The 19,272-nt window shown below is 48.6% G+C and carries 21 protein-coding genes; 13 read left to right on the top strand and 8 right to left on the bottom strand.

Annotated features, from left to right (window positions below):
• Positions 1–199 precede the first annotated feature (199 nt).
• The 4 genes from ACFQNG_RS17945 to ACFQNG_RS17930 all read right to left on the bottom strand — a co-directional run bounded on the left by ACFQNG_RS17945 (position 200) and on the right by ACFQNG_RS17930 (position 2,993).
• Positions 200–796 (bottom strand): DUF6630 family protein, encoded by a 597-nt coding sequence (locus tag ACFQNG_RS17945; RefSeq protein ID WP_379867185.1) that lies wholly within the window; start codon positions 794–796, stop codon positions 200–202.
• Positions 797–896: 100 nt separating this feature from the next.
• The gene (locus ACFQNG_RS17940; RefSeq protein ID WP_379867183.1) at positions 897–1,679 is read right to left on the bottom strand and encodes an undecaprenyl-diphosphate phosphatase; all 783 of its coding nucleotides are present in this window, start codon (positions 1,677–1,679) and stop codon (positions 897–899) included.
• A gap of 23 nt (positions 1,680–1,702) precedes the next feature.
• Positions 1,703–2,131 carry a TlpA family protein disulfide reductase gene (locus ACFQNG_RS17935; protein ID WP_379867181.1) on the bottom strand — a complete coding sequence of 143 codons (429 nt, stop codon included), beginning with the start codon at positions 2,129–2,131 and terminating at the stop codon, positions 1,703–1,705.
• A gap of 13 nt (positions 2,132–2,144) precedes the next feature.
• Entirely contained in the window at positions 2,145–2,993 is an 849-nt protein-coding gene (locus ACFQNG_RS17930; RefSeq protein WP_379867180.1) for an EamA family transporter, read from the bottom strand.
• 202 nt (positions 2,994–3,195) lie between these two features.
• On the opposite strand from ACFQNG_RS17930, the gene ACFQNG_RS17925 reads away from it, so the two are divergent.
• Together ACFQNG_RS17925 and ACFQNG_RS17920 are read left to right on the top strand one after the other, a co-directional pair.
• A complete protein-coding gene (locus ACFQNG_RS17925; protein ID WP_379867179.1) occupies positions 3,196–3,891 on the top strand; it encodes a tetratricopeptide repeat protein in 696 nt (231 codons plus the stop codon).
• 17 nt (positions 3,892–3,908) lie between these two features.
• Positions 3,909–4,499: a DUF1802 family protein gene (locus tag ACFQNG_RS17920; protein WP_379867178.1), complete on the top strand. Its 591-nt coding sequence runs from the start codon at positions 3,909–3,911 to the stop codon at positions 4,497–4,499.
• An 81-nt stretch (positions 4,500–4,580) separates the two neighbouring features.
• Here the strand turns inward: ACFQNG_RS17920 and ACFQNG_RS17915 are convergent, their stop codons facing one another.
• Positions 4,581–4,862, bottom strand: coding sequence for a hypothetical protein (locus tag ACFQNG_RS17915; RefSeq protein ID WP_379867176.1), 282 nt, complete (start codon positions 4,860–4,862; stop codon positions 4,581–4,583).
• 112 nt (positions 4,863–4,974) lie between these two features.
• Here ACFQNG_RS17915 and ACFQNG_RS17910 point away from each other — a divergent pair, with 112 nt between their 5' ends.
• From ACFQNG_RS17910 to ACFQNG_RS17900, 3 genes are all read left to right on the top strand, one after another.
• Positions 4,975–5,964 carry an NAD(P)H-quinone oxidoreductase gene (locus ACFQNG_RS17910; protein WP_379867174.1) on the top strand — a complete coding sequence of 330 codons (990 nt, stop codon included), beginning with the start codon at positions 4,975–4,977 and terminating at the stop codon, positions 5,962–5,964.
• Between the two features lie 108 nt (positions 5,965–6,072).
• Positions 6,073–6,423 carry a carboxymuconolactone decarboxylase family protein gene (locus tag ACFQNG_RS17905; protein ID WP_379867172.1) on the top strand — a complete coding sequence of 117 codons (351 nt, stop codon included), beginning with the start codon at positions 6,073–6,075 and terminating at the stop codon, positions 6,421–6,423.
• A 395-nt stretch (positions 6,424–6,818) separates the two neighbouring features.
• Positions 6,819–7,295: a CBS domain-containing protein gene (locus ACFQNG_RS17900; RefSeq protein ID WP_379867171.1), complete on the top strand. Its 477-nt coding sequence runs from the start codon at positions 6,819–6,821 to the stop codon at positions 7,293–7,295.
• A gap of 198 nt (positions 7,296–7,493) precedes the next feature.
• Here ACFQNG_RS17900 and ACFQNG_RS17895 read toward each other — a convergent pair whose 3' ends face one another.
• Complete coding sequence (locus ACFQNG_RS17895) at positions 7,494–8,045, bottom strand: hypothetical protein (protein WP_379867169.1); 552 nt, start codon at positions 8,043–8,045, stop codon at positions 7,494–7,496.
• Between the two features lie 359 nt (positions 8,046–8,404).
• On the opposite strand from ACFQNG_RS17895, the gene ACFQNG_RS17890 reads away from it, so the two are divergent.
• Positions 8,405–9,214: a CPBP family intramembrane glutamic endopeptidase gene (locus ACFQNG_RS17890; RefSeq protein WP_379867167.1), complete on the top strand. Its 810-nt coding sequence runs from the start codon at positions 8,405–8,407 to the stop codon at positions 9,212–9,214.
• A gap of 42 nt (positions 9,215–9,256) precedes the next feature.
• On the opposite strand, the gene ACFQNG_RS17885 is transcribed toward ACFQNG_RS17890, so the two are convergent.
• A complete protein-coding gene (locus ACFQNG_RS17885) occupies positions 9,257–9,460 on the bottom strand; it encodes a hypothetical protein (protein ID WP_379867165.1) in 204 nt (67 codons plus the stop codon).
• A 362-nt stretch (positions 9,461–9,822) separates the two neighbouring features.
• Here ACFQNG_RS17885 and sufC point away from each other — a divergent pair, with 362 nt between their 5' ends.
• Genes sufC through sufB form a run of 5 tightly spaced genes read left to right on the top strand, consistent with a single transcriptional unit; the run spans position 9,823 to position 15,019 of the window.
• Positions 9,823–10,611, top strand: coding sequence for a Fe-S cluster assembly ATPase SufC (sufC, locus tag ACFQNG_RS17880; protein ID WP_379867163.1), 789 nt, complete (start codon positions 9,823–9,825; stop codon positions 10,609–10,611).
• Positions 10,612–10,626: 15 nt separating this feature from the next.
• Positions 10,627–11,934 carry a Fe-S cluster assembly protein SufD gene (sufD, locus tag ACFQNG_RS17875; protein ID WP_379867161.1) on the top strand — a complete coding sequence of 436 codons (1,308 nt, stop codon included), beginning with the start codon at positions 10,627–10,629 and terminating at the stop codon, positions 11,932–11,934.
• Complete coding sequence (locus ACFQNG_RS17870) at positions 11,931–13,151, top strand: cysteine desulfurase (RefSeq protein ID WP_379867159.1); 1,221 nt, start codon at positions 11,931–11,933, stop codon at positions 13,149–13,151. Before sufD ends, ACFQNG_RS17870 begins: the two co-directional genes overlap by 4 nt.
• Positions 13,138–13,566: a Fe-S cluster assembly sulfur transfer protein SufU gene (gene sufU, locus ACFQNG_RS17865; RefSeq protein ID WP_379867157.1), complete on the top strand. Its 429-nt coding sequence runs from the start codon at positions 13,138–13,140 to the stop codon at positions 13,564–13,566. Before ACFQNG_RS17870 ends, sufU begins: the two co-directional genes overlap by 14 nt.
• Positions 13,567–13,594: 28 nt before the next feature.
• Positions 13,595–15,019, top strand: a complete 1,425-nt coding sequence (gene sufB / locus ACFQNG_RS17860) for a Fe-S cluster assembly protein SufB (RefSeq protein WP_379867155.1) — start codon at positions 13,595–13,597, stop codon at positions 15,017–15,019.
• Between the two features lie 51 nt (positions 15,020–15,070).
• Here sufB and ACFQNG_RS17855 read toward each other — a convergent pair whose 3' ends face one another.
• Positions 15,071–15,985, bottom strand: coding sequence for a Nif3-like dinuclear metal center hexameric protein (locus ACFQNG_RS17855; RefSeq protein ID WP_379867153.1), 915 nt, complete (start codon positions 15,983–15,985; stop codon positions 15,071–15,073).
• Between the two features lie 326 nt (positions 15,986–16,311).
• Here ACFQNG_RS17855 and ACFQNG_RS17850 point away from each other — a divergent pair, with 326 nt between their 5' ends.
• A complete protein-coding gene (locus ACFQNG_RS17850) occupies positions 16,312–17,844 on the top strand; it encodes a gluconokinase (protein WP_379867152.1) in 1,533 nt (510 codons plus the stop codon).
• Between the two features lie 16 nt (positions 17,845–17,860).
• The gene (locus ACFQNG_RS17845) at positions 17,861–19,186 is read left to right on the top strand and encodes a GntP family permease (protein WP_379867150.1); all 1,326 of its coding nucleotides are present in this window, start codon (positions 17,861–17,863) and stop codon (positions 19,184–19,186) included.
• Positions 19,187–19,272: the final 86 nt, after the last annotated feature.

Here is a 19,272-nt window from a genome sequence, read left to right as displayed (position 1 = left end):
TCTTACGAGCTAAATGAACGAACACTTTCTCAGGTCACGGTTTACTCACTCTTTAGTTTTCAGGGAATACGTTAAAACCTTCAAGCTGCATGCTTGAAGGTTTTTTGTTTGGCGAAGCTAAGTCAGTGAAGTGTTTTGGCCATGAAATGATGGTCTATGCTAAGACTTTTACCCTTGCGATAGGTAGCCAGCCTGTGGATTATGCTTTCCACAGGCTGGCGAAATGTTGGTATAGGGGAAGGGAGGGGATATGGGAGAACCCGGCGACCATATGAACAGGGGGAGAATCGATAGCAGAATGGAGTGTGATGGTTCCATAACCAGAATCATGAGCCAAGGCGATACAATCCTCCGCCACTTCTTCAGGAATGATGCCCATGGTGATGCCATCGGGCGACGGCGAGAACTCGCACAATACATAATCAAATGATTGCAGATAATGGCTGGCTAGCTGAATGAACAAATCCTTCTCCGAATCCCATTGCTCATGTTGATAAGCGTAACTTCCATTGAACCGGCCCTCTTTAATGACCCAGGCCATCCGTTTTTGTGCTTGCGGTTGGTGGAAATGAAAGATGAGTTTGCGTTGCTTAAGGCCATGAAGCAACGCAAACCAGGGAAGATTACTTAACGGTTTATGCAGTTTTAGCCGTCTGCCCCACAATGTCTGCATCGGGTGATGATACAAGTAAGAAATGGGGGAATGAATGCTCCACTCCACCTCGGCGATCAATGTTGGGTCCTCGGGTAACAGCTGGTGGCAGAGAGTAAGTAATGATTCAGTTTGGTATTTCATCAGCGAGCCCCCTACCATGACAAGGTATCGAACAAACGTTCTTGCATCCTTATTATAAGAGACGAAGGTGGGGAGGGCAACTGTTTTTTGTGAACATTCGTTAAAATACCCCCAATCCTTGAGCCACTAAGATGAAGGCGCCCAATATCCATACATAGATCGCGAACCATTTGAGTGATCCCGTCTGCAATAAGCGGATCATCCATTTGACGGCCAGATAGCCAAACAAAAGGGAGCAACCCGTTCCCACCAACAAGGCGCTAAGCGGAACCGCCTCCGAGGCGCCTGAGAACAGTTTGCCGCTTTGCAGCACCACGGCGCCGGCGATGGACGGAATGGAGAGCAGAAAAGAGAAATAGGCGGCCGCTCCGGCATGGATGCGTCGAAATAAGGCCGCCGCGATGGTCAGGCCCGATCGGGACAATGCGGGCATAATCGCCGCACCTTGAAACAGGCCGATGATCACCGCATCTTGATAAGAGATCTGTTCAAGCTCTTTGCATCCGCGATCTTTGATACGATCGCTCAGCCACAAAATCACCCCGGTCATCAAAAACTCCCACCCAATGGTGATGCCCGTTTTTGAAATGTTCTCAAATACATCTTTGAACAAAAGGCCGATCACCACGGTTGGAATGGTACCGGCGGTGACCAGTAAAGAGAGGCGGCTGAGAGGGTGACGTATCATGGTCAAGATTTCTTGCCAATAAATGCTCATCACGGCAAGCAAAGTGCCCAGATGCAGCATGGTATCCAAGAAAAGGCCGGCCTCGTCCAACCCGAACAAATGGCGCCCCAGATAAAGGTGGCCTGTGCTGCTGATCGGCAAAAATTCGGTTAACCCCTGGACGATGCCCAGTACAAGCGCTTCAAATAAGTCCATTTGTCTCCCCCTCTATGTTTGCATCAGGAAGAGAGCAGTGTGCCGATTTCACCGATGACTTCTGGAAGCGGGACCGTTTCATCATACATTCCGTGAATTTCACCTTGTTTATTGATCAAGACCGTGGTAGGTACAGAAGTGATTCCGTAAGCGTCGTATATCTTGGTTCCTTCATCCCGCAGGACGGGAAAGGTGAAGGGGAATTGCTCCATAAAGGCGGTGACGCGATCGGGACTGGCTTCTCTCCCTGTGACATCAATGGTTAAGAAAACAAGATCCGGATGTTGGATGGCGCGAAATAAGACTTCCTTTTTGGGAAGGGTGTCTTGGCAAGCGGCGCACCAAGTAACCCAAAATTCCAACCAGATCACTTTGCCGGCATACTGTTTCAGCCGATGTGTTCGTCCTTGAAGATCGGTCAGGAAAAACGAAGGCGCAAGCGGTTTGTTCAATGAAGTTCCCTCCTCAGATGCGGATGAAGATCAAACCGGAAAAAAGCAGGACTAAACAGAAACTTTGCATCAATGACAGGCGCTCGCGGTAAATCAAGATGGACAACAGAGCGACAATCAAGCTGTTGGTGGCGAAGATGGGAGCGATGATGCTCGCGGGCCCTTTGGACAAAGCGATCGAATAGATTTGCAGCCCGGCGAAAGAGAACACGCCCGCGCCAAGGCCCCACCACCAGCCGATGGAACGCGCCCGCGGCGGTTCCGGTTGGCCCCCGCGGAGAATCCCTACCCCAAACCAGATGATTCCCACCACATAGCTGATGAATAAGATGGTGGCATTGGGCAGATGAAGCTCTTCCGTAATCTTGAGACCCCCATTGCGCAAGAAGAAGAGCAGGGTCGCCGTCAACACAAACCCATACCACGCGATGTTTCGTATGCGCAAGCTTTCATTGGGATCAATCGGCAACAAGGAGATGGCCGTCACCAGCAGCACCACACCGATCGTTTCGGTCCAAGAGATGGCTTCATCATAGATTAGGATGGACATGGCGACGGTCAGCACGATATTGCTATTCGTTAAAGGTGCGGTCAAACTGGCGGGTCCCACTTCCAGGGCCTTCATAAACAGCAAGTTGCCCACTGCGGAACCAAAACCGATCATGATCCCAAACAGAATGATGGGCCAGGTGAACAGAGCCACACCGGTTTGCAACATCCACCACAGAAAGCCTAGCGCTCCGCTGACATATAAGCCGAGCAATAAGTAGTTGTTTGATCCTTTATGATGAGAACTGATTTTCATCATAAATCCCGCCAACCCGAAGGTGAGTGAGCTGAATAGTGCAAGTATAAACCACATTTGAGTAGAAAATCCTTTCCATGTCGAAATAACTATTCCATGATAACGTGACTCACCTCATGCGTCTACCGGGGAACTTCTTTCTTATCTTATGTGAGAGAACGGAAAATATTTGTCCGACCTGGACAGGAGTTGACAATATCCAGTCGGACAGGCATCCTAAAAAGAAAAGAGTTGGCATGGGATTGTGGAGGAAAGCGACGTGCAGAAAAACGATGAAATGATACAAGAAGCATATGAGCTGGTCGGCCAGCGATTGCCGAAAGAGACGTTTTTGGAAGTGGATCATCCCAATAACCGCGTGTTGATTGCCGTTACATGTCTCAGGGCGGGTGCGGCGCATCTGGCCTACCGCTTGTTTGAATCGGTTGCGCAAGAAGGCCCGAAGGAGAATGCCAACCACCATTTTGCCTATGTGCGGAGCTTAGTAGAGATGGCTGAGATCGATGCTGAACATGGGCGTTATCAACGAGCGGCGGAGCATATGAGCGTGGCTTTGGCGGAGTATCCAGAGTCGATGGGGTATATGATGAGCCGCGTCCATCTGGAGGCTTACTTGGCCTATTACCAGTATCAAGCGGGCATGAAAGGGGAAGCGCTGAAGGGAATCGCCGCATTATGCGCCAGGGAAGCACAGGCTTTTAATGAGTTGCCGCCACATGATGCGCGTGCCCTGGTGGGGCCGGGGTTGTGTTACGCTTTGCACCAATGGGCTCTTTTTTACGCGATGGAGGGAGAGTGGGACCAAGCTTATGAAAAGGCGAAAACCATGATCCCGTACGCGTCTTTCGTTGATGAGGCTGGGGTGGAGGAAGCGGAACGGTTGCGGTCACAAGGGAATGGAGAAGCCGCTTTCACTGTCTTGACCGAAGCGATTCGGTATCGCGATGGGGAATGACAAAGGGGGAACGGAGAATGTCGGCATGGATCAAAGCGGATACCACGATGGGGTTGAAAGACTGGGCGGTCGCTGTGGAGGCATTGGGAACGGGCAAGCAAATTCTCGTCATGCGCAAAGGCGGCATTGCGGAAGAAACGCGTCACTTTGCTGTGCAAAGCGAACGGTTTTTCTTGTATCCCGCGTATGAGCATCAGAAAGAAGAACTGTTGAAACCGGAATATCAAGGGGAAATAGCCAAAACCCGAAGCTTATGGTCACCAGGGAAACAAACGACGACCATTAAATACTTTGCCGTATTGCATGAAGACATCGAAGTGATGGAGGAAGAGGCTTTGTTTCGCTTGGCTCCTCATCATATCTGGACAAATCGGTTTGCGGCGGAACGGTTGAAATGGAAGAAAAAACTTCCCTTGCATGTATTGCTGTTACGGGTATACAAGCTTGAGCAACCATTGGAAATCCCCATTCGCGATGAGTACCTGGGATGCAAGTCTTGGCATCAGATGCCGGTGGAACTGAGCGGCCTAAAGGGATCTCCTGTCTTAACCGATGCGGAGTTCATGGCGGAAGTGGAAGCGATCAAATCAACCTTGGCGCAGGCTTAGAAATCGGTTTCAATATCCCGTGTTAAAGAATCGAAAATGCTTGGAAATCAAAACGGACTCCAGTGCGGTGGAGTCCGTTTTTTATGCCTTTTGTAAGGAATTCACTTGGTTTTCAAACTCAAGAAGCAATTCATTCAACGTCATTTGGTTTTCTAAATACAATTGTACGAGTTCAAGGAAAAGCGTGTTTTTGTCTTCAGGCAGTTCTAATGTCTTCAGCAATTCATTGAATGGGTCGAAATCACGGGATAAGATATGTATACTGTTTGATTTAAACAGCGTTTCCAATTGACTGGTCTTATGATAGATCTCTTTTACCATCTTTAGAATAATGCCGATGAGGTATTTTTTTTGCTGATCCATTCTAACTCCCTTTCTTCCTTCTTTATAATATTACTAAAGGGTATTATAACAGATTGGATGGTTTTTCTACACTCCATTTCAGCATTATTGAAATTAGGGGGGATAAATATATATGAGAGCTGTCGTAGTCAAGGAAAAGGGTGGAGCTGATCAATTGGTAATCAAAGAGGTGGCTAAGCCTTCATATCGAGAAGATGAAATATTGGTTCGCGTCAAAGCGACGGCAGTGAATCGCGCGGATATCGCCCAACGAGAAGGAATGTATCCACCGCCGCCTGGAGCAAGTCCGATTCTGGGATTGGAATTCGCCGGGGTGGTTGAGGAAGTGGGCGCTGAATATCAAGGAAAATGGCATCCAGGGGACCGGGTCTTTGGCCTGTTGGCCGGTGGCGGATATGCGGAATACGCGGTGGTTCCGGGTGAATTGGTGCTTCCGATTCCAGAGCATTTTTCTTTTGAGGAAGCAGCAGCCATTCCAGAGGTGTTTTTAACGGCATATCAATGCTTGTTCTGGATCGGCCGCTTGCAAAAAGGAGAAACGGTATTGATTCACGCTGGGGCCAGTGGCGTGGGGACGGCGGCCATCCAGTTGGTGCGGGCGGCGGGAGCCACTGCGCTGGTTACGGTGGGATCGGAGGAAAAACAGAAGTTTTGCTTGGGACTGGGAGCGAAACATGCGTTTAATTACCGCGATGGCGCGTTTAGCGACAAGGTGCTTGAAGCAACCGACGGACAAGGAGTAGACGTCGTTTTAGACTTTGTTGGTGCGCCTTATTGGCAACAAAACCTGAAAGTGTTAAGAATGGGCGGCCGCTTGGTCTTCATTAGCGCGTTGGGAGGAACCAAACTGGATCAAGCTTCGATCGGGGCCATTTTAGGCAAGCGGTTGACCGTCACGGGAACGACGTTGCGTTCCCGATCATTGGCGTATAAAGAAGAGTTGAACCGCGACTTTGCTTCGTTCGCGTTGCCCCGTTTTGTCAGCGGGGAGTTGAAGCCGATCATAGACCGGGTGTACCCGTGGACAGAAGTGAAAGAAGCCCATCGTTATATGGAACAGAACAAAAACAAAGGCAAGATTGTGTTGCGTATAGATGAGTGATGCATCCCCATAAGTGATCTCCTTTGCATGTTTTGCCCGGTTGGAGAAAAACTAGCCATGTACCCCTGCAAGGAAGCGGAATTCGTTTTTGATAAGGAGGAAACAAAAATGGAAGGGCAAGGGATGCAGCAAGCTTTGAATGAGTACAAAGAAGGGATTGGACAATTGGCCAAACATCTCCCTGAAGTGGCGAGTGCCTATAACAAATTTACCAGTGCCTGTTTCAGTGAAGGTGAGCTGTCACTGAAAGAGAAACACCTCATTGCACTGGCTCTGGGCATCTATTCCAACGATGAATACTGCATCATCTACCATGCCAAAGGTGCGGTGGATAACGGAGCGAGTGACAAGGAAATGTTGGAGGCGGCTGGTGTGAGTGCCGCGTTTGGGGGCGGGATGGCCATGTCCCAAGCGGTTACCGTTTTGATTGACGCGTTGAATGAATTTAAACAGGCGTGAGTTGAAAGATCCGGTTTCCATGATGGAACCGGATTATATATTATATGAATGGATAAAAACATTCGTTTTTTAATGGATTTTTTAAATGGAAAGGCGATATTTTAAAATTAAACCAAAAAACATAACAAATGGGAGAAAATTGGTTGATGTTGTGTTAGGATTATTAATTTTTTTAAAGTGGAGAAATGCTTGTTGACAAGGGATGAAGTCCAGAGTACGATGGGGAAGGAATTGCGCTTCACCAAAATTGATCAAATGAAGCGGTTTAGATTTGCGGATATTGGGGAAAGGTCTTCCGGGAGAATGATTTTTGCGAAGAGGAGACCAAATATTCCGTGTTAAGCTACTCTGTGGTAGTTTGTGTTTGATTACCGAGAGTAAGGGAGTTTATGCACATGCTAAAACAAGATCAAGCCGGCTATTTGTTTGAACGCGAGATTACCCCTTTCATCATTCCGAAGGAGCAAGTGGTAGTCGTTGATCCGGATTGGTCACTGGAAAGAGCGCTTCTGGTATTGACACGTAAGGGGACTAATTCGGTTCCTGTGATCAATAAGGTGGGTCAAGTTGAGGGACTGATCAGTAAAACGGAAATTCTTGATTTCATGTTTAAAATCAGCCAAGGCAATGACATTGACTTCAACCAGTTAAATAAGTACAAAGTGCAAGAAGCGATGAATAAAAATCATTCAGGTATTTTAGCCAACTCCATATTTTCATTCGCCTTTGAGGTGTTGATTAACCGATCCTATATTCCTATTATCGATATAAAAGGGAAGTTTGTGGGAATTTTAACGAGAAAAGTGATGATGGAACAAGTGATTGAATATTTCAAAGAAGAATATATGAAAACAGTGGCAGATCAAATGTAAAGCAATGAGGAAGGCAGGGGTTCCATAAAATCTCAGGAGTACAGTCGTTTAAGCTCGTAAAGTACACTCGCTAAGAACGACTAGCAAGAAAACCGCTCCAATTTGATTGGGCGGTTTTCTTTGATCTGCGGTATGTTTTCTACACGAAACTAAATAAAAAGGAATAAACATAGGATGTTATAAGTGCCATTCATTTGCTCAGTTTTTCACTTCTATGAACAGATCATTCAGTAGTTGATATTTATGGCATTGTTGAAAAAACTGGCTCATTTCCTGCCAATAGGCGGCTTCTTGTTGCCGATCGGTGATTTGCGCGGTCAATTTGACGTATTGCAACCATCCAAAGAAAGAGAAAGGAATAAAGGGAAAAGAGAAGTCCTCTTTATAACAGGACAGCAAAATGGGTTGCAATTCACGATAGGCGCTCTTAAAAATGGTCACCTCAAGCGATTCCGGTAATTTTGCTGCAGCGATAATGAGAGGGCGTTGTTTTTTCCAGATATGGAGCATGCGTTTTTTCAGGAAACTGTTGCAATATCTGTCCTGATCCTTTTTGTCGAGTTGGACATGGAAGGTGGGCTTGTTTTCCCGCACTTTATTGTCATAAAAAAAGGATCGTTCAGATTTCTTGTAGGGGTCGTTGTTCATCACTGCAGAAGAGCCTTTTTTGCTTGGAAAGTCAACGGGTGAAGCAAGTGATTTCAAAATGGAAAGATGGCCTCTCGACAATAGCGTATTGTTTTTTTTCATAACTATTCCTCCTACAAGTGCGCTTCTGCATCCAAACGGGCTAATGACAAAAAAATAAAAAAACAGATGATGACAGAATAGATAGATAAAAAAGTGAAACATGGTTTCGAAAACGCCTTCTATAGAATATTCTGCCTTAAAAATGTATTTTAAGCAAGTGAATATCGCTTGAATTTCATATAAGAAATGAACAACTTTTTGATAATTATTTAGCGATGTAGCGTTGTTTTTGAATATATCGCAAAATGGGTATTGATTCCAAAAAGACCAAATTTAAGTATCAAGGACTACTTTATAGTTCTATATTAATAAGCTCAATTCCTGTCAAGGGACGAGTTGGGAAAGAGGGGTTCCATATATTGAAAATATTGGAGTTAGTAGGGAAAGGGTTTCTGTTATTTGTTTTCGTGATGTTGTATTCCTTGCCGATCGTATGGATCACGAAAAACGAAGGCATCAATCTGGCCTGGCAAAATATCGCCTTTATTTTGGCGGTGTTCTCTTTATATGGGCTGTTTGAGCGACGGCGGGGTTGGAACCTCGGATTGCGTCAGGCGCATCGGCTGCGGCAATTTGCCAAAGGGGCCGGGTTTGGCATCGCGATGATCAGTGTGGTTGCGCTGATCATCTTTGCGACGCACGGGATCATGTTTGAAGATGTGCATGTTTCGCCTGTGGTGATGACTAGCGCGCTGCAATCACTCGGCCTCTTCCTTTTGGTGGGACTGTCTGAAGAAACGGCATCGCGCGGCTATGTGCAAGGGCTGCTTCGTTATCGGTATAACAAGCGGACCGCTAGGATAGTGTCCGCTCTCTTATTCGCTTTGTTGCATGGACTAAATCCCGGGGTGTGGAACCATGTTTTGCCGATCATCAATCTGTTTCTGGCGGGTTTGTTTTTCAGCGTCTACCGCGATGTCTCGGGGGGCTTGTGGGCGCCGATCGGATTTCACTTCACCTGGAATTTTTTCCAAGGCCCGGTATACGGGTTCAAGGTATCTGGGTTGCAGTTGCATTCGATTGTGGAATCGCGACCGCGGGGAGCCGCTTTTCTGTCCGGCGGAGCCTTTGGCGCTGAAGGAAGCGTGGTTTGCACGGGAGTGTTGCTTGCGGCGCTATGCTGGTTGATCTGGAGAGACCACAAAAAAGAAACCGTGGCATCTTCATAAAGCCGCGGTTTTCCTTTTTCATGGAATTCTGGTAAGGTTTAATTATGGATCTTCATCAGCGGGACCCGCTGGGTGGGGATCGGCGGAAAGAGCAGGTTCTCCGTTGGCGCTTGCCTGCGGGAGCAACTCATACCAGCCGTCACCGATATGGCGGTACAGCGGTCGATTCTTCTTGTGCAGTGGGCAATACTCGCATCGGCCACCGGGGCGTTGCCGATAACATTCGATACAGCGGATTGGCTTCATGTTGACTCTCCTCTCATGAAAAGGAACAGCATCGCCGGATGATTATGAAAAGTATCATTTCTCAAGATGGAGAGTGAATTGAATCATTGGTTGAAATCCTAACAAAGGGGATTCCCATGGTATGTTTGAAACTTCACTTGATATTGGGAATGGGTGTGAAGTAAAATAAAATGAGAATCATATGATAATCACTCTAATTAAGGTTATCATGTGGGTGGCAAGTCGTGTTTGGTTTTAAAATTCCCCATGGTTTTTATCCACTTTATTTTAACATCCATGGGCTTTCATTTCATATCTCCGGAAAATATTCCGCATGATCGGTTGGAGATATATAAAGTATTGAATTGATGGAGGAATAGTAGATGTCGACAGCACCAAAACTGACGATAAAAGATTTGCACGCTTCGGTGGATGGGAAAGAGATCCTAAAGGGGGTCAACCTTGAAGTGAAAGGCGGCGAAGTGCACGCCATCATGGGACCAAACGGAACCGGGAAAAGTACGCTCGCATCCGTGTTGATGGGTCATCCTCGATATGAAGTGACTAAGGGGGAAGTGACCCTCGATGGGGAAGATGTATTGGAGATGGAAGTGGATGAGCGCGCCCGTGCCGGTCTGTTCTTGGCTATGCAGTACCCGGCGGAAGTGAGCGGTGTGACCAACTCCGACTTCTTGCGCAGCTCGATCAACGCGAAACGCGGTGAAGGAAACGAGATTTCCTTGATGAAATTCATCCGTGAGCTGGATAAAAAGATGGACCTACTCGAGATGGATGAAAAGTTTGCCACCCGTTATCTGAACGAAGGTTTCTCTGGTGGGGAGAAAAAACGGAACGAAATCCTGCAAATGATGATGCTGGAGCCGCGGATCGCCATCATGGACGAAATCGACTCCGGTCTGGATATCGACGCGCTCAAAGTCGTGGCCAAAGGGGTCAATTCCATGTTAAGCGATGACCTGGGCGTATTGATGATCACCCACTATCAACGCTTGCTCAACTACATCAAACCAGACTATGTGCATGTCTTTATGCAAGGTCGCATCGTGAAGTCCGGCGGTCCAGAACTGGCAGAGCGTTTGGAAGCGGAAGGTTATGACTGGGTAAAAGAAGAACTGGGCATCGAAGACGAAACCGTCGGTCAAAAGGCGTAAAGGGTGGTGCAAAAGATGAGTGTAGAAACCCATGTGCTTTTTGATGAAAGTGTTGTAAAAGGCATTTCCGATAAAATGCAAGAACCCGCCTGGATGCTCAAAGTCCGCCAAGAAGCTTACCAAGCGGCGCTTCATCTGCCATTGCCCAAGTTGGAACGCACCAGCATCGACCGTTGGAACTTTACCCACTTTGCGCCGTTCATTGAAGAAAAGGCGATCCACTCCCTCGCCGAATTGCCTGACGATGTGCGTCAATTTATCTTTGATGAAGAGAAGGCCAATGTTCTCGTCCAGAAAAACGGCAGTGTGATTTTCCGCCAACTGAGCGATGAGCTGGCTAAGCAAGGTGTGTTTTTCGCTGATTTGGCCCAAGCGACACGCGAGAACGAAGCTTTGGTGAAGAAGTACTTCATGACGGATGGCATCAAACGGGATGAACACCGTTTGGCAGCGCTTCATGCCGCACTCAACAGTGGCGGGGCATTCCTGTACGTTCCGCGCAACGTGGAAGTGGAAGTACCGCTCCAAGGCTTGTTCTGGTTGGCTGGCAAAGATACCGCGATGATGCCTCATATTATTGTCGTGGCAGAAGCGAATAGCCGGGTTGATTTTGTGGCTAACTTTATCGCGCAGCCCGGCGATGAAGCGGCTCTCAACAACAGCGCGATAGAAGTGTTTGTCAGCGATGGCGCCCGTGTGCGTGTGGCGACCGTGAGCAACTTGGGCAAAGAGACCGTCGATGTCATTTATCGCCGTTCCCTTGTCAGCCGTGATGGCCAGTTGGAATGGATCGTGGCTGATCTGAGCGATGGACGCGTGATCTCTGACAATACCACCCACTTGAACGGTGAGGGTGGAACCGTGAACGTGAAGACGGTTGTGTTGGGCACGGATCAAATGAGAGCGAACGTCACTTCCACCATCCATCACTGGGGTCGTCATACGACCAGTGACATCAACGCCCGTTCAGTCATGAAAGACTCGGCAACCAGCATCTTGAACAGTATCACCAAGATTGAAAAAGGAGCAAGCAAGTCTGATGGCCAACAATCGGGCAAAGTGTTGATGTTAAGCCCAGATGCGCGTGGGGATGCCAACCCGATTCTCTTGATTGATGAAAACGATGTAACTGCAGGGCATGCGGCGAGTGTAGGTCGGATCGATCCGATTCAGCTTTACTATCTGATGTCTCGTGGAATCAGCCGGCGCGAAGCTGAAAAATTGATTATCCGCGGGTTCTTGGATGCGGTGGTTTCTGAAATTCCTTCGGAGAGCCTGCAAGCCAGCATCCATCGCCTGATTGAGAGGAAACTTCAATCATGAAGAGCCTGAAGAACGATTTTCCCATCCTACACCAACAGGTAAATGGGCATCCGCTCGTTTACCTTGACAGTGCCGCAACATCACAAAAGCCCTTGCAAGTGATCCAAGCGCTGGAAGAGTATTATCGCAGTTACAACTCCAATGTGCATCGGGGTGTGCATACGCTGGGTTCCAAAGCGACGGATGCCTATGAAGGGGCGCGTGAAAAAGTACGCCGCTTCATCCATGCCCGTTCCATCAAGGAAATTGTCTTCACGCGCGGCACCACCACGTCCATCAACCTGGTGGCCCGAAGCTACGCTTTGCCACGTTTGAAGGCCGGAGACGAGATCATCTTAACCCCGGCCGAGCATCACAGCAATTTGATCCCATGGCAACAAGTGGCAAAGGCGACAGGTGCGACATTAAAGTATTTTCCGCTTGAAGCGGATGGTACACTAGAGTTGGGGAAAGTAAGAGAGACGATCACATCCCGGACCAAGATCGTTGCGATGCAACAAGTGTCCAATGTATTGGGAACGGTGCATCCGATTAAAGAGATCGCCCAATTGGTGCACGCGCAGAGCGGAGTCATCGTGGTGGACGGTGCCCAAAGTGCGCCGCACATGAAAGTGGATGTACGGGATTTGAACGTCGATTTCTTCGCTTTCTCTGGTCACAAGATGTGTGCTCCCACGGGAATTGGTGTGCTGTATGGTCGGGAAGAGCTCTTGGAGCAGATGGAGCCCGTTGAATTTGGCGGTGAGATGATCGACTATGTGGATCTGTATGAATCCTCATGGAAAGAGTTGCCCTGGAAGTTTGAAGGGGGCACACCGATCATCGCGGGCGCTGTCGGCTTGGGGGCGGCGATTGATTATTTGGAAGCGATCGGACTCGATCACATTGAAGAGCATGACCGCAAGCTAGCTCGTTATGCGGTAGAGCGGTTAAGCCAGATTGAGGGACTGACGATCTACGGTCCGAAGGAAGACCGAATGGGCTTGGTCACCTTCAATCTTGGCGATGTCCATCCCCACGATGTGGCGACGGTCCTCGATGCGGAGGGAATCGCGATTCGGGCCGGACATCACTGCTGCCAACCGCTGATGCGCCATCTGCAAGCAACGGCAACGGCTCGAGCGAGTTTCTATCTATATAACGATGAAGCGGACATTGACCAACTGGTAAAAGGTTTACAAAAAACAAAGGAGTACTTCGGAAATGTCTTTAGATGATCTGTATCGACGGGTGATTATGGATCATTACCAACGTCCACGCAACCGCGGCCGGATCGAAGAAGGTGCAGTAACGGTTGACCTGAATAACCCCACTTGTGGTGACAGCATCTCTCTGCAAATGCGTGTGGACGATGGCGTGATCCAAGAAGCGAAGTTTTTGGGCGAAGGATGCTCCATCAGCTTAGCCTCCGCTTCGATGATGACAGAAGCGGTCAAGGGATTGAAGCAAGAGCAAGCATTGGAGTTGGTTGATCTTTTCTCGCGTCTGATGCAGGGGGAAGAGATTGATATTGAGCAATTTCCGCTCGAGGATATTGAGGCGTTAACCGGTGTATCCAAGTTTCCCGCGCGGATCAAATGCGCGACGTTGGCTTGGAAAGCGCTGGAAAAAGGATTGAAAGAGCCGCATTAATTAAACGGGGATAAAGGAGGAGAAGGCCGTGGCACAAAATATTCCTGATCTGTCGGAATACAAGTACGGTTTTCGTGATAAAGACGTCTCGGTTTTCCGCTCCAAGAAAGGGTTAAGCCGTGAAGTGGTGGAAGAGATTTCCCGCATGAAGGGTGAACCCGATTGGATGCTGGAATTCCGATTGAAAGCATTGGATCAATTCTATAAAATGCCAATGCCGGAAGCGACCAACAGCAAATGGTTCTCTCTCTTGCCAGGAAACCTGGATGAATTGGATTTTGACGATATCACCTATTACGTCAAACCATCTGAGCGTCAAGGTCGTTCTTGGGATGAAGTGCCTGATGAAATCAAGCAAACCTTTGACAAATTGGGAATTCCTGAAGCGGAACAAAAATTCTTGGCCGGGGTGTCGGCTCAGTACGAATCTGAGGTTGTATACCACAACATGCAAAAGGAGTTGGAAGAGCAAGGGGTTATCTTCTGCGATACCGACACCGCTCTGCGTGAGTATCCGGAGCTGTTGAAAGAATACTTCGGTACGGTTGTGCCGATTTCCGATAACAAGTTTGCCGCTCTGAACAGTGCGGTATGGAGTGGCGGCAGCTTTATCTACGTGCCAAAAGGGGTGCGTTGTGAAGTCCCGCTCCAAGCTTACTTCCGCATCAACTCGGAAAACATGGGGCAATTTGAGCGCACGTTGATCATCGTGGATGAGGGTGCCTTTGTGCACTATGTGGAAGGCTGTACGGCGCCGATCTACAGCACCGACTCCCTCCACAGTGCGGTGGTGGAGATCGTGGTGAAAGACAACGCCCGTTGTCGTTACACCACCATCCAAAACTGGGCCCCTAACATTTATAACCTGGTGACCAAGCGGGCCGTCGCCCATGCGGGTGCCCACATGGAATGGGTGGATGGAAACATCGGTTCCAAACTGACCATGAAATATCCAGCGGTCATCATGAAAGGGGAAGGCGCTAAAGCGGATATCCTTTCGATCGCGGTCGCCGGAAAAGGTCAGCACCAAGACGCGGGTGCAAAAGTGGTTGCATTGGCGCCGAACTGCACATCCACCATCATTTCCAAGTCGATCAGCAAACAAGGCGGGAAAGTAACCTATCGTGGTCTGACGGCGTTTGGCAAAAACGCGGAAGGCTCCAAAGCGAACGTGAAGTGTGATACGTTGATCCTGGATGACCAATCCACTTCCGATACGATCCCATATAACGAAATCAAAGCGGACAATGTCACATTGGAACACGAAGCGACGGTATCCAAAGTGAGCGAAGAGCAACTCTTCTACCTGATGAGCCGCGGATTGTCTGAGAATGAGGCGACGCAGATGATCATCATGGGCTTCATCGAGCCATTCACCAAAGAATTGCCAATGGAATATGCTGTTGAAATGAACCGCCTGATCAAGTTTGAAATGGAAGGTTCGATCGGTTAACAGAGAAAGCCCGCCAGCACCGGCGGGCTTTTTTATCATGGAATGCCATGGCTACAGCCACCATGGCCGCTGCGGCAACAATTGGATCTGAACGGGAAACTCTTCTTCAAACCAGCGTTTGATCTGTGTCTTCATGACAAGGTATTCCGATGCGGCATGGGAGACGCCGATCAGGGACATGGAGGTATCGGCGACATACTCCATCATTTGCCGATAGCGCGTGCGCCCGTAATCATTGTCGACGTGGCAGTGAATTTCTCCGGTTAGATAGGCCTTTGCCCCTTTGCTTTCCGCTTCCTTCATCCAAGCGACCTTATCACCACAACCAGCGATAATGGCCACTTTGTCAACACGATCATGCTGAGGACCTTCAAAGTCGGCATAAGGGATCTGGAAGAGCGCGCACGCTTCCCTGATCAAATCATCTGTGCTGCAAGCGGGGATGTTGGCTATATAACCAAAAGCTCCATGTTCAGTCGCGCAAAAGGACCCGGCGATGGAAGCCGATAAGGACTCAGCGATGGCCAGACTGGTGCTCACCTGTGGATGGACATCCAATGGCACATGACAGGTATAGATGGATAAGCCTTTATCTTTGATCTGCTGGATGTAGATTTCGTCGATGGGCACAAATCCCCGTCCCCATCGTCCGCGTGGGTCGCCGCACTCCATCACTAACGGATGATGCATAAACAACAGGTCACCCGGTTCCCCCGCATCAATGAATCGCTGCAGAACATCATGAGTGGGAAAAACAGCGAGAAAGATGGTGTGAATCTGTTCTTCTCCTTGCACCATCAACCCATTGAACAATTGGGTGAAACGGGGCGCAAATCGTTCTTTCCAAGGATAGGATATGGGATCATACACCATGGGGATGAATCGTTTAAACGCGGGATCAGGTCCGATTTTTTCCAGTTGAAAAAAATCATCAAGGACATGGGTGAATTCATGCAATTGGATCAAGTCGATCTCTCCTTTCCAGTGGTGTTGATCACCCATGAAATGGTTTTGTGCAAGTGAAGCTACTTCCCGACGAAGCGAATGAGAAACGCAGACTTATAAATCCACTGTTCACCTGGACTTGGCAAATGAACACGCTTGTCTTTTCAAAGAGTTTGTTCATTATAATATATCTTAAACTTGACAAATTTAAAATGGCATTGATTCTGTTTTTGTGAAAGATTTAATTAGTTATCATTAAAAATAGTCTTTTGAAAACGGTTTCTAATCGGTTATAATTTTGGTATGCGAAATAAGTGTCACATGGCGCAGAAGGAGATGTCCTATTTATGGCGGTTGTAATTGGATTAGATATTGGCACCACAAGTACCAAGGCGGTCGTCTTTGCTCAGGATGGTCAGGTTTTGGGCAAGCATGCGGTTCATTACCCGTTATACCAACCCGACGTGAACCGGGCAGAACAAGATCCAGACGAAATCATGCGAGCCGTCATGGAAGCGGTAAAAGAAGCGGTAACACGGGCAGGTGTGCGTCCAGCCGAGATTGTGGCCATCGGTTTCAGTTCGGCGATGCATTCGCTGATGCTGGTTGATAAAGATTACCGCCCCTTAACAAAGGTCATCACGTGGGCGGATAACCGAAGTGCCGCTCAGGCGGAACGGTTGCGGCGGAATGGAGAGGGACTTGCCCTTTATAAGCAGACGGGAACACCCATCCATCCGATGTCTCCCTTGACCAAATTGCTCTGGTTTAAAGAAGAGGAATCGTCACTGATTGACCAAGCGGCAAAGTGCATATCCATCAAAGAATACGTTTTGTATCAGTTGTTTGAAACAGAGGTGATCGATTATTCCATTGCTTCCGCCACGGGTTTGTTTGATTTGACCACTTTGACTTGGAATGAAGCAGCTCTCAAACTGGTGGGATTGGACAAATCCAAACTGTCCCAGCCCGTTCCGACGACAACGGTGTTAACCGGTATGAACAAGGAACTTGCGGAGAAGATGAATCTGGATCCAATGACACCTTTCGTCATTGGCGCCAGTGACGGCGTATTGGCAAATCTCGGTGTGGGGGCGACGGAAGCGGGGGAAGTGGCGGTCACCATTGGGACAAGCGGGGCAGTGCGGGCGATGGTTCCCTCTCCGCTAACCGATGCATATGGCCGCACTTTTTGTTATGCGCTGACGGAAGATTGTTGGGTCGTTGGGGGTCCAAGCAATAATGGGGGCATTCTCATGCGATGGTTGCGGGATAACTGGTTCAAGAATGATCGGGATTTGGCGCAGCTTACCGAAGATGAACAGTACCAATGGATGGTTGCTGAAGCGGCCAATATTTCCGCCGGTGCCGAAGGATTGTTGTGTCTCCCTTATTTTGCCGGTGAGCGCGCCCCTTTGTGGAACCCTGATGCTCGTGGCGTCCTTTTTGGTATGAGCTTACATCACACCCGTGCCCATGTGATTCGGGCGATGGTGGAAGGGATCTGCTTCAGTATTTTATCGATTAGCCGGGTGTTGGAAGAATTGGCTGGACAAGCGAAGGTGGTTTATGCTTCCGGAGGTTTTGCCCGTTCACCCGAATGGCGGCAGATCATGGCCAATGTGTTGGGACGCAAACTGCTGATGCCGCAAAGCACAGAGGCATCGGCGCTGGGGGCCGCCGCTTTGGCGCTATATGGCTTAGGGGAAATGAAGACGCTCGGTGATGTGAAGAAGTGGATTCATATTCAGGAAGAATATCCGCCTATGGCAGTTGAGCATCAGGTGTATCAAGGGCTTTATCCTCTTTATGAGCATTTGTCACACCATTTGACGGACGAATTTCAACGGATTTCTTCGTTCCAGCAGGGAACCAGATAAGAGAGGAGTTGTCTTCATGTTATTGGCTATCGTTGTTGTAGCAATTATCGCTCTGTTGTTGATGATTACATGGTTAAAACTAAATCCATTCATCAGCTTGATCATCACCGCACTGGGTACGGGGCTGTTGGCGGGGATGCCACTGGATAAGGTCATCCAGGCGATTAAGGACGGCATGGGAAATACGCTTGGCTTTATCGCGATCGTCTTAGCGTTTGGAACGATGTTGGGCAAGATGATGGCCGAATCGGGTGGGGCTGAGCGCATCGCCAAGACATTGATCGCCAAGTTTGGCCAGAGAAATGTGCATTGGGCGATGATGTTTGTCGCTTTTATCGTCGGTATTCCCGTTTTCTTTCAAGTGGGTTTTGTTTTGTTGATTCCATTGGTGTTCACCATTGCGATCGAGACGGGAATTTCTCTCGTCACGATTGGTGTGCCGTTGGTGGCGGGTCTGTCCATCGTCCATGGCCTGGTTCCACCACATCCCGCGGCCATGGCGGCAGTGGGGATTTTTAAGGCGGATATCGGAAAGACCATCTTCTATTCGTTGATCGTTGGTTTGCCGGCGGCTATCATAGCGGGACCGCTTTATGGCAAATGGATTGGAAAGCGCATACACAAGGAAGTCCCGGCCTCTATGGCCAAACAGTTGATCACCAAAGAACAGAAGACGCTGCCTGGTTTTGCCAATACGTTGTTCACGATTCTTTTGCCGGTCTTTTTAATGCTTTTAGCCACGTTGGCGGAACTGGTCTTTCCGGAGGGCAATAAATGGAGAGCCGTGTTAAAATTCATTGGGGATCCGATTGTCGCTCTCTTGATCGCAACCATTTATTCGTTTTTCAGCTTGGGATTTGCGCGGGGGATCAACAAGGAAAAGATCTTGCAGTACACCCAAGATTGTTTGGCGCCAACCGCTGGAATCCTGCTGGTGATAGGTGGTGGGGGAGCTTTCAATAAAGTGCTGTTGGAGTCGGGGATTGGTGATGCCATTGCTCAGGTCGCCAAAAGTTCCCATATCTCCCCTGTTCTTCTCGCTTGGCTGATTGCCGCTCTCATCCGTGTGGCAACAGGGTCAGCGACGGTATCGATGTTAACCTCGGCAGGCATCGTGGCTCCGATGATCGCGGCGATTCCTGGTGTGAGCCCGGAACTTCTGGTCCTGGCGACAGGTGCGGGTTCCTTGATCTTGTCTCATGTGAATGACTCGGGTTTCTGGTTGATCAAAGAATACTTTGGTATGACAGTGAAAGAAACCTTGTTGACTTGGACCATGTTGGAAACAATTCTGTCCGTGGTCGCGCTGGGCATGATATTGATATTGGATATATTCGTATAACAGACAAAAGCCCTCACTCCTGAGACTGATGCAAAAGCATAACATGATTTGTAAAAGTGCCTTCGGGCACTTTTTTTGTTACACTG

The sequence above is a fragment of the Laceyella putida genome (genome assembly GCF_042665195.1).
Classification (GTDB): Bacteria; Bacillota; Bacilli; order Thermoactinomycetales; family Thermoactinomycetaceae; genus Laceyella; species Laceyella putida.
Note: the sequence above shows the minus strand (reverse complement) of the source record. Positions and strands in the feature narration are given on the sequence as shown.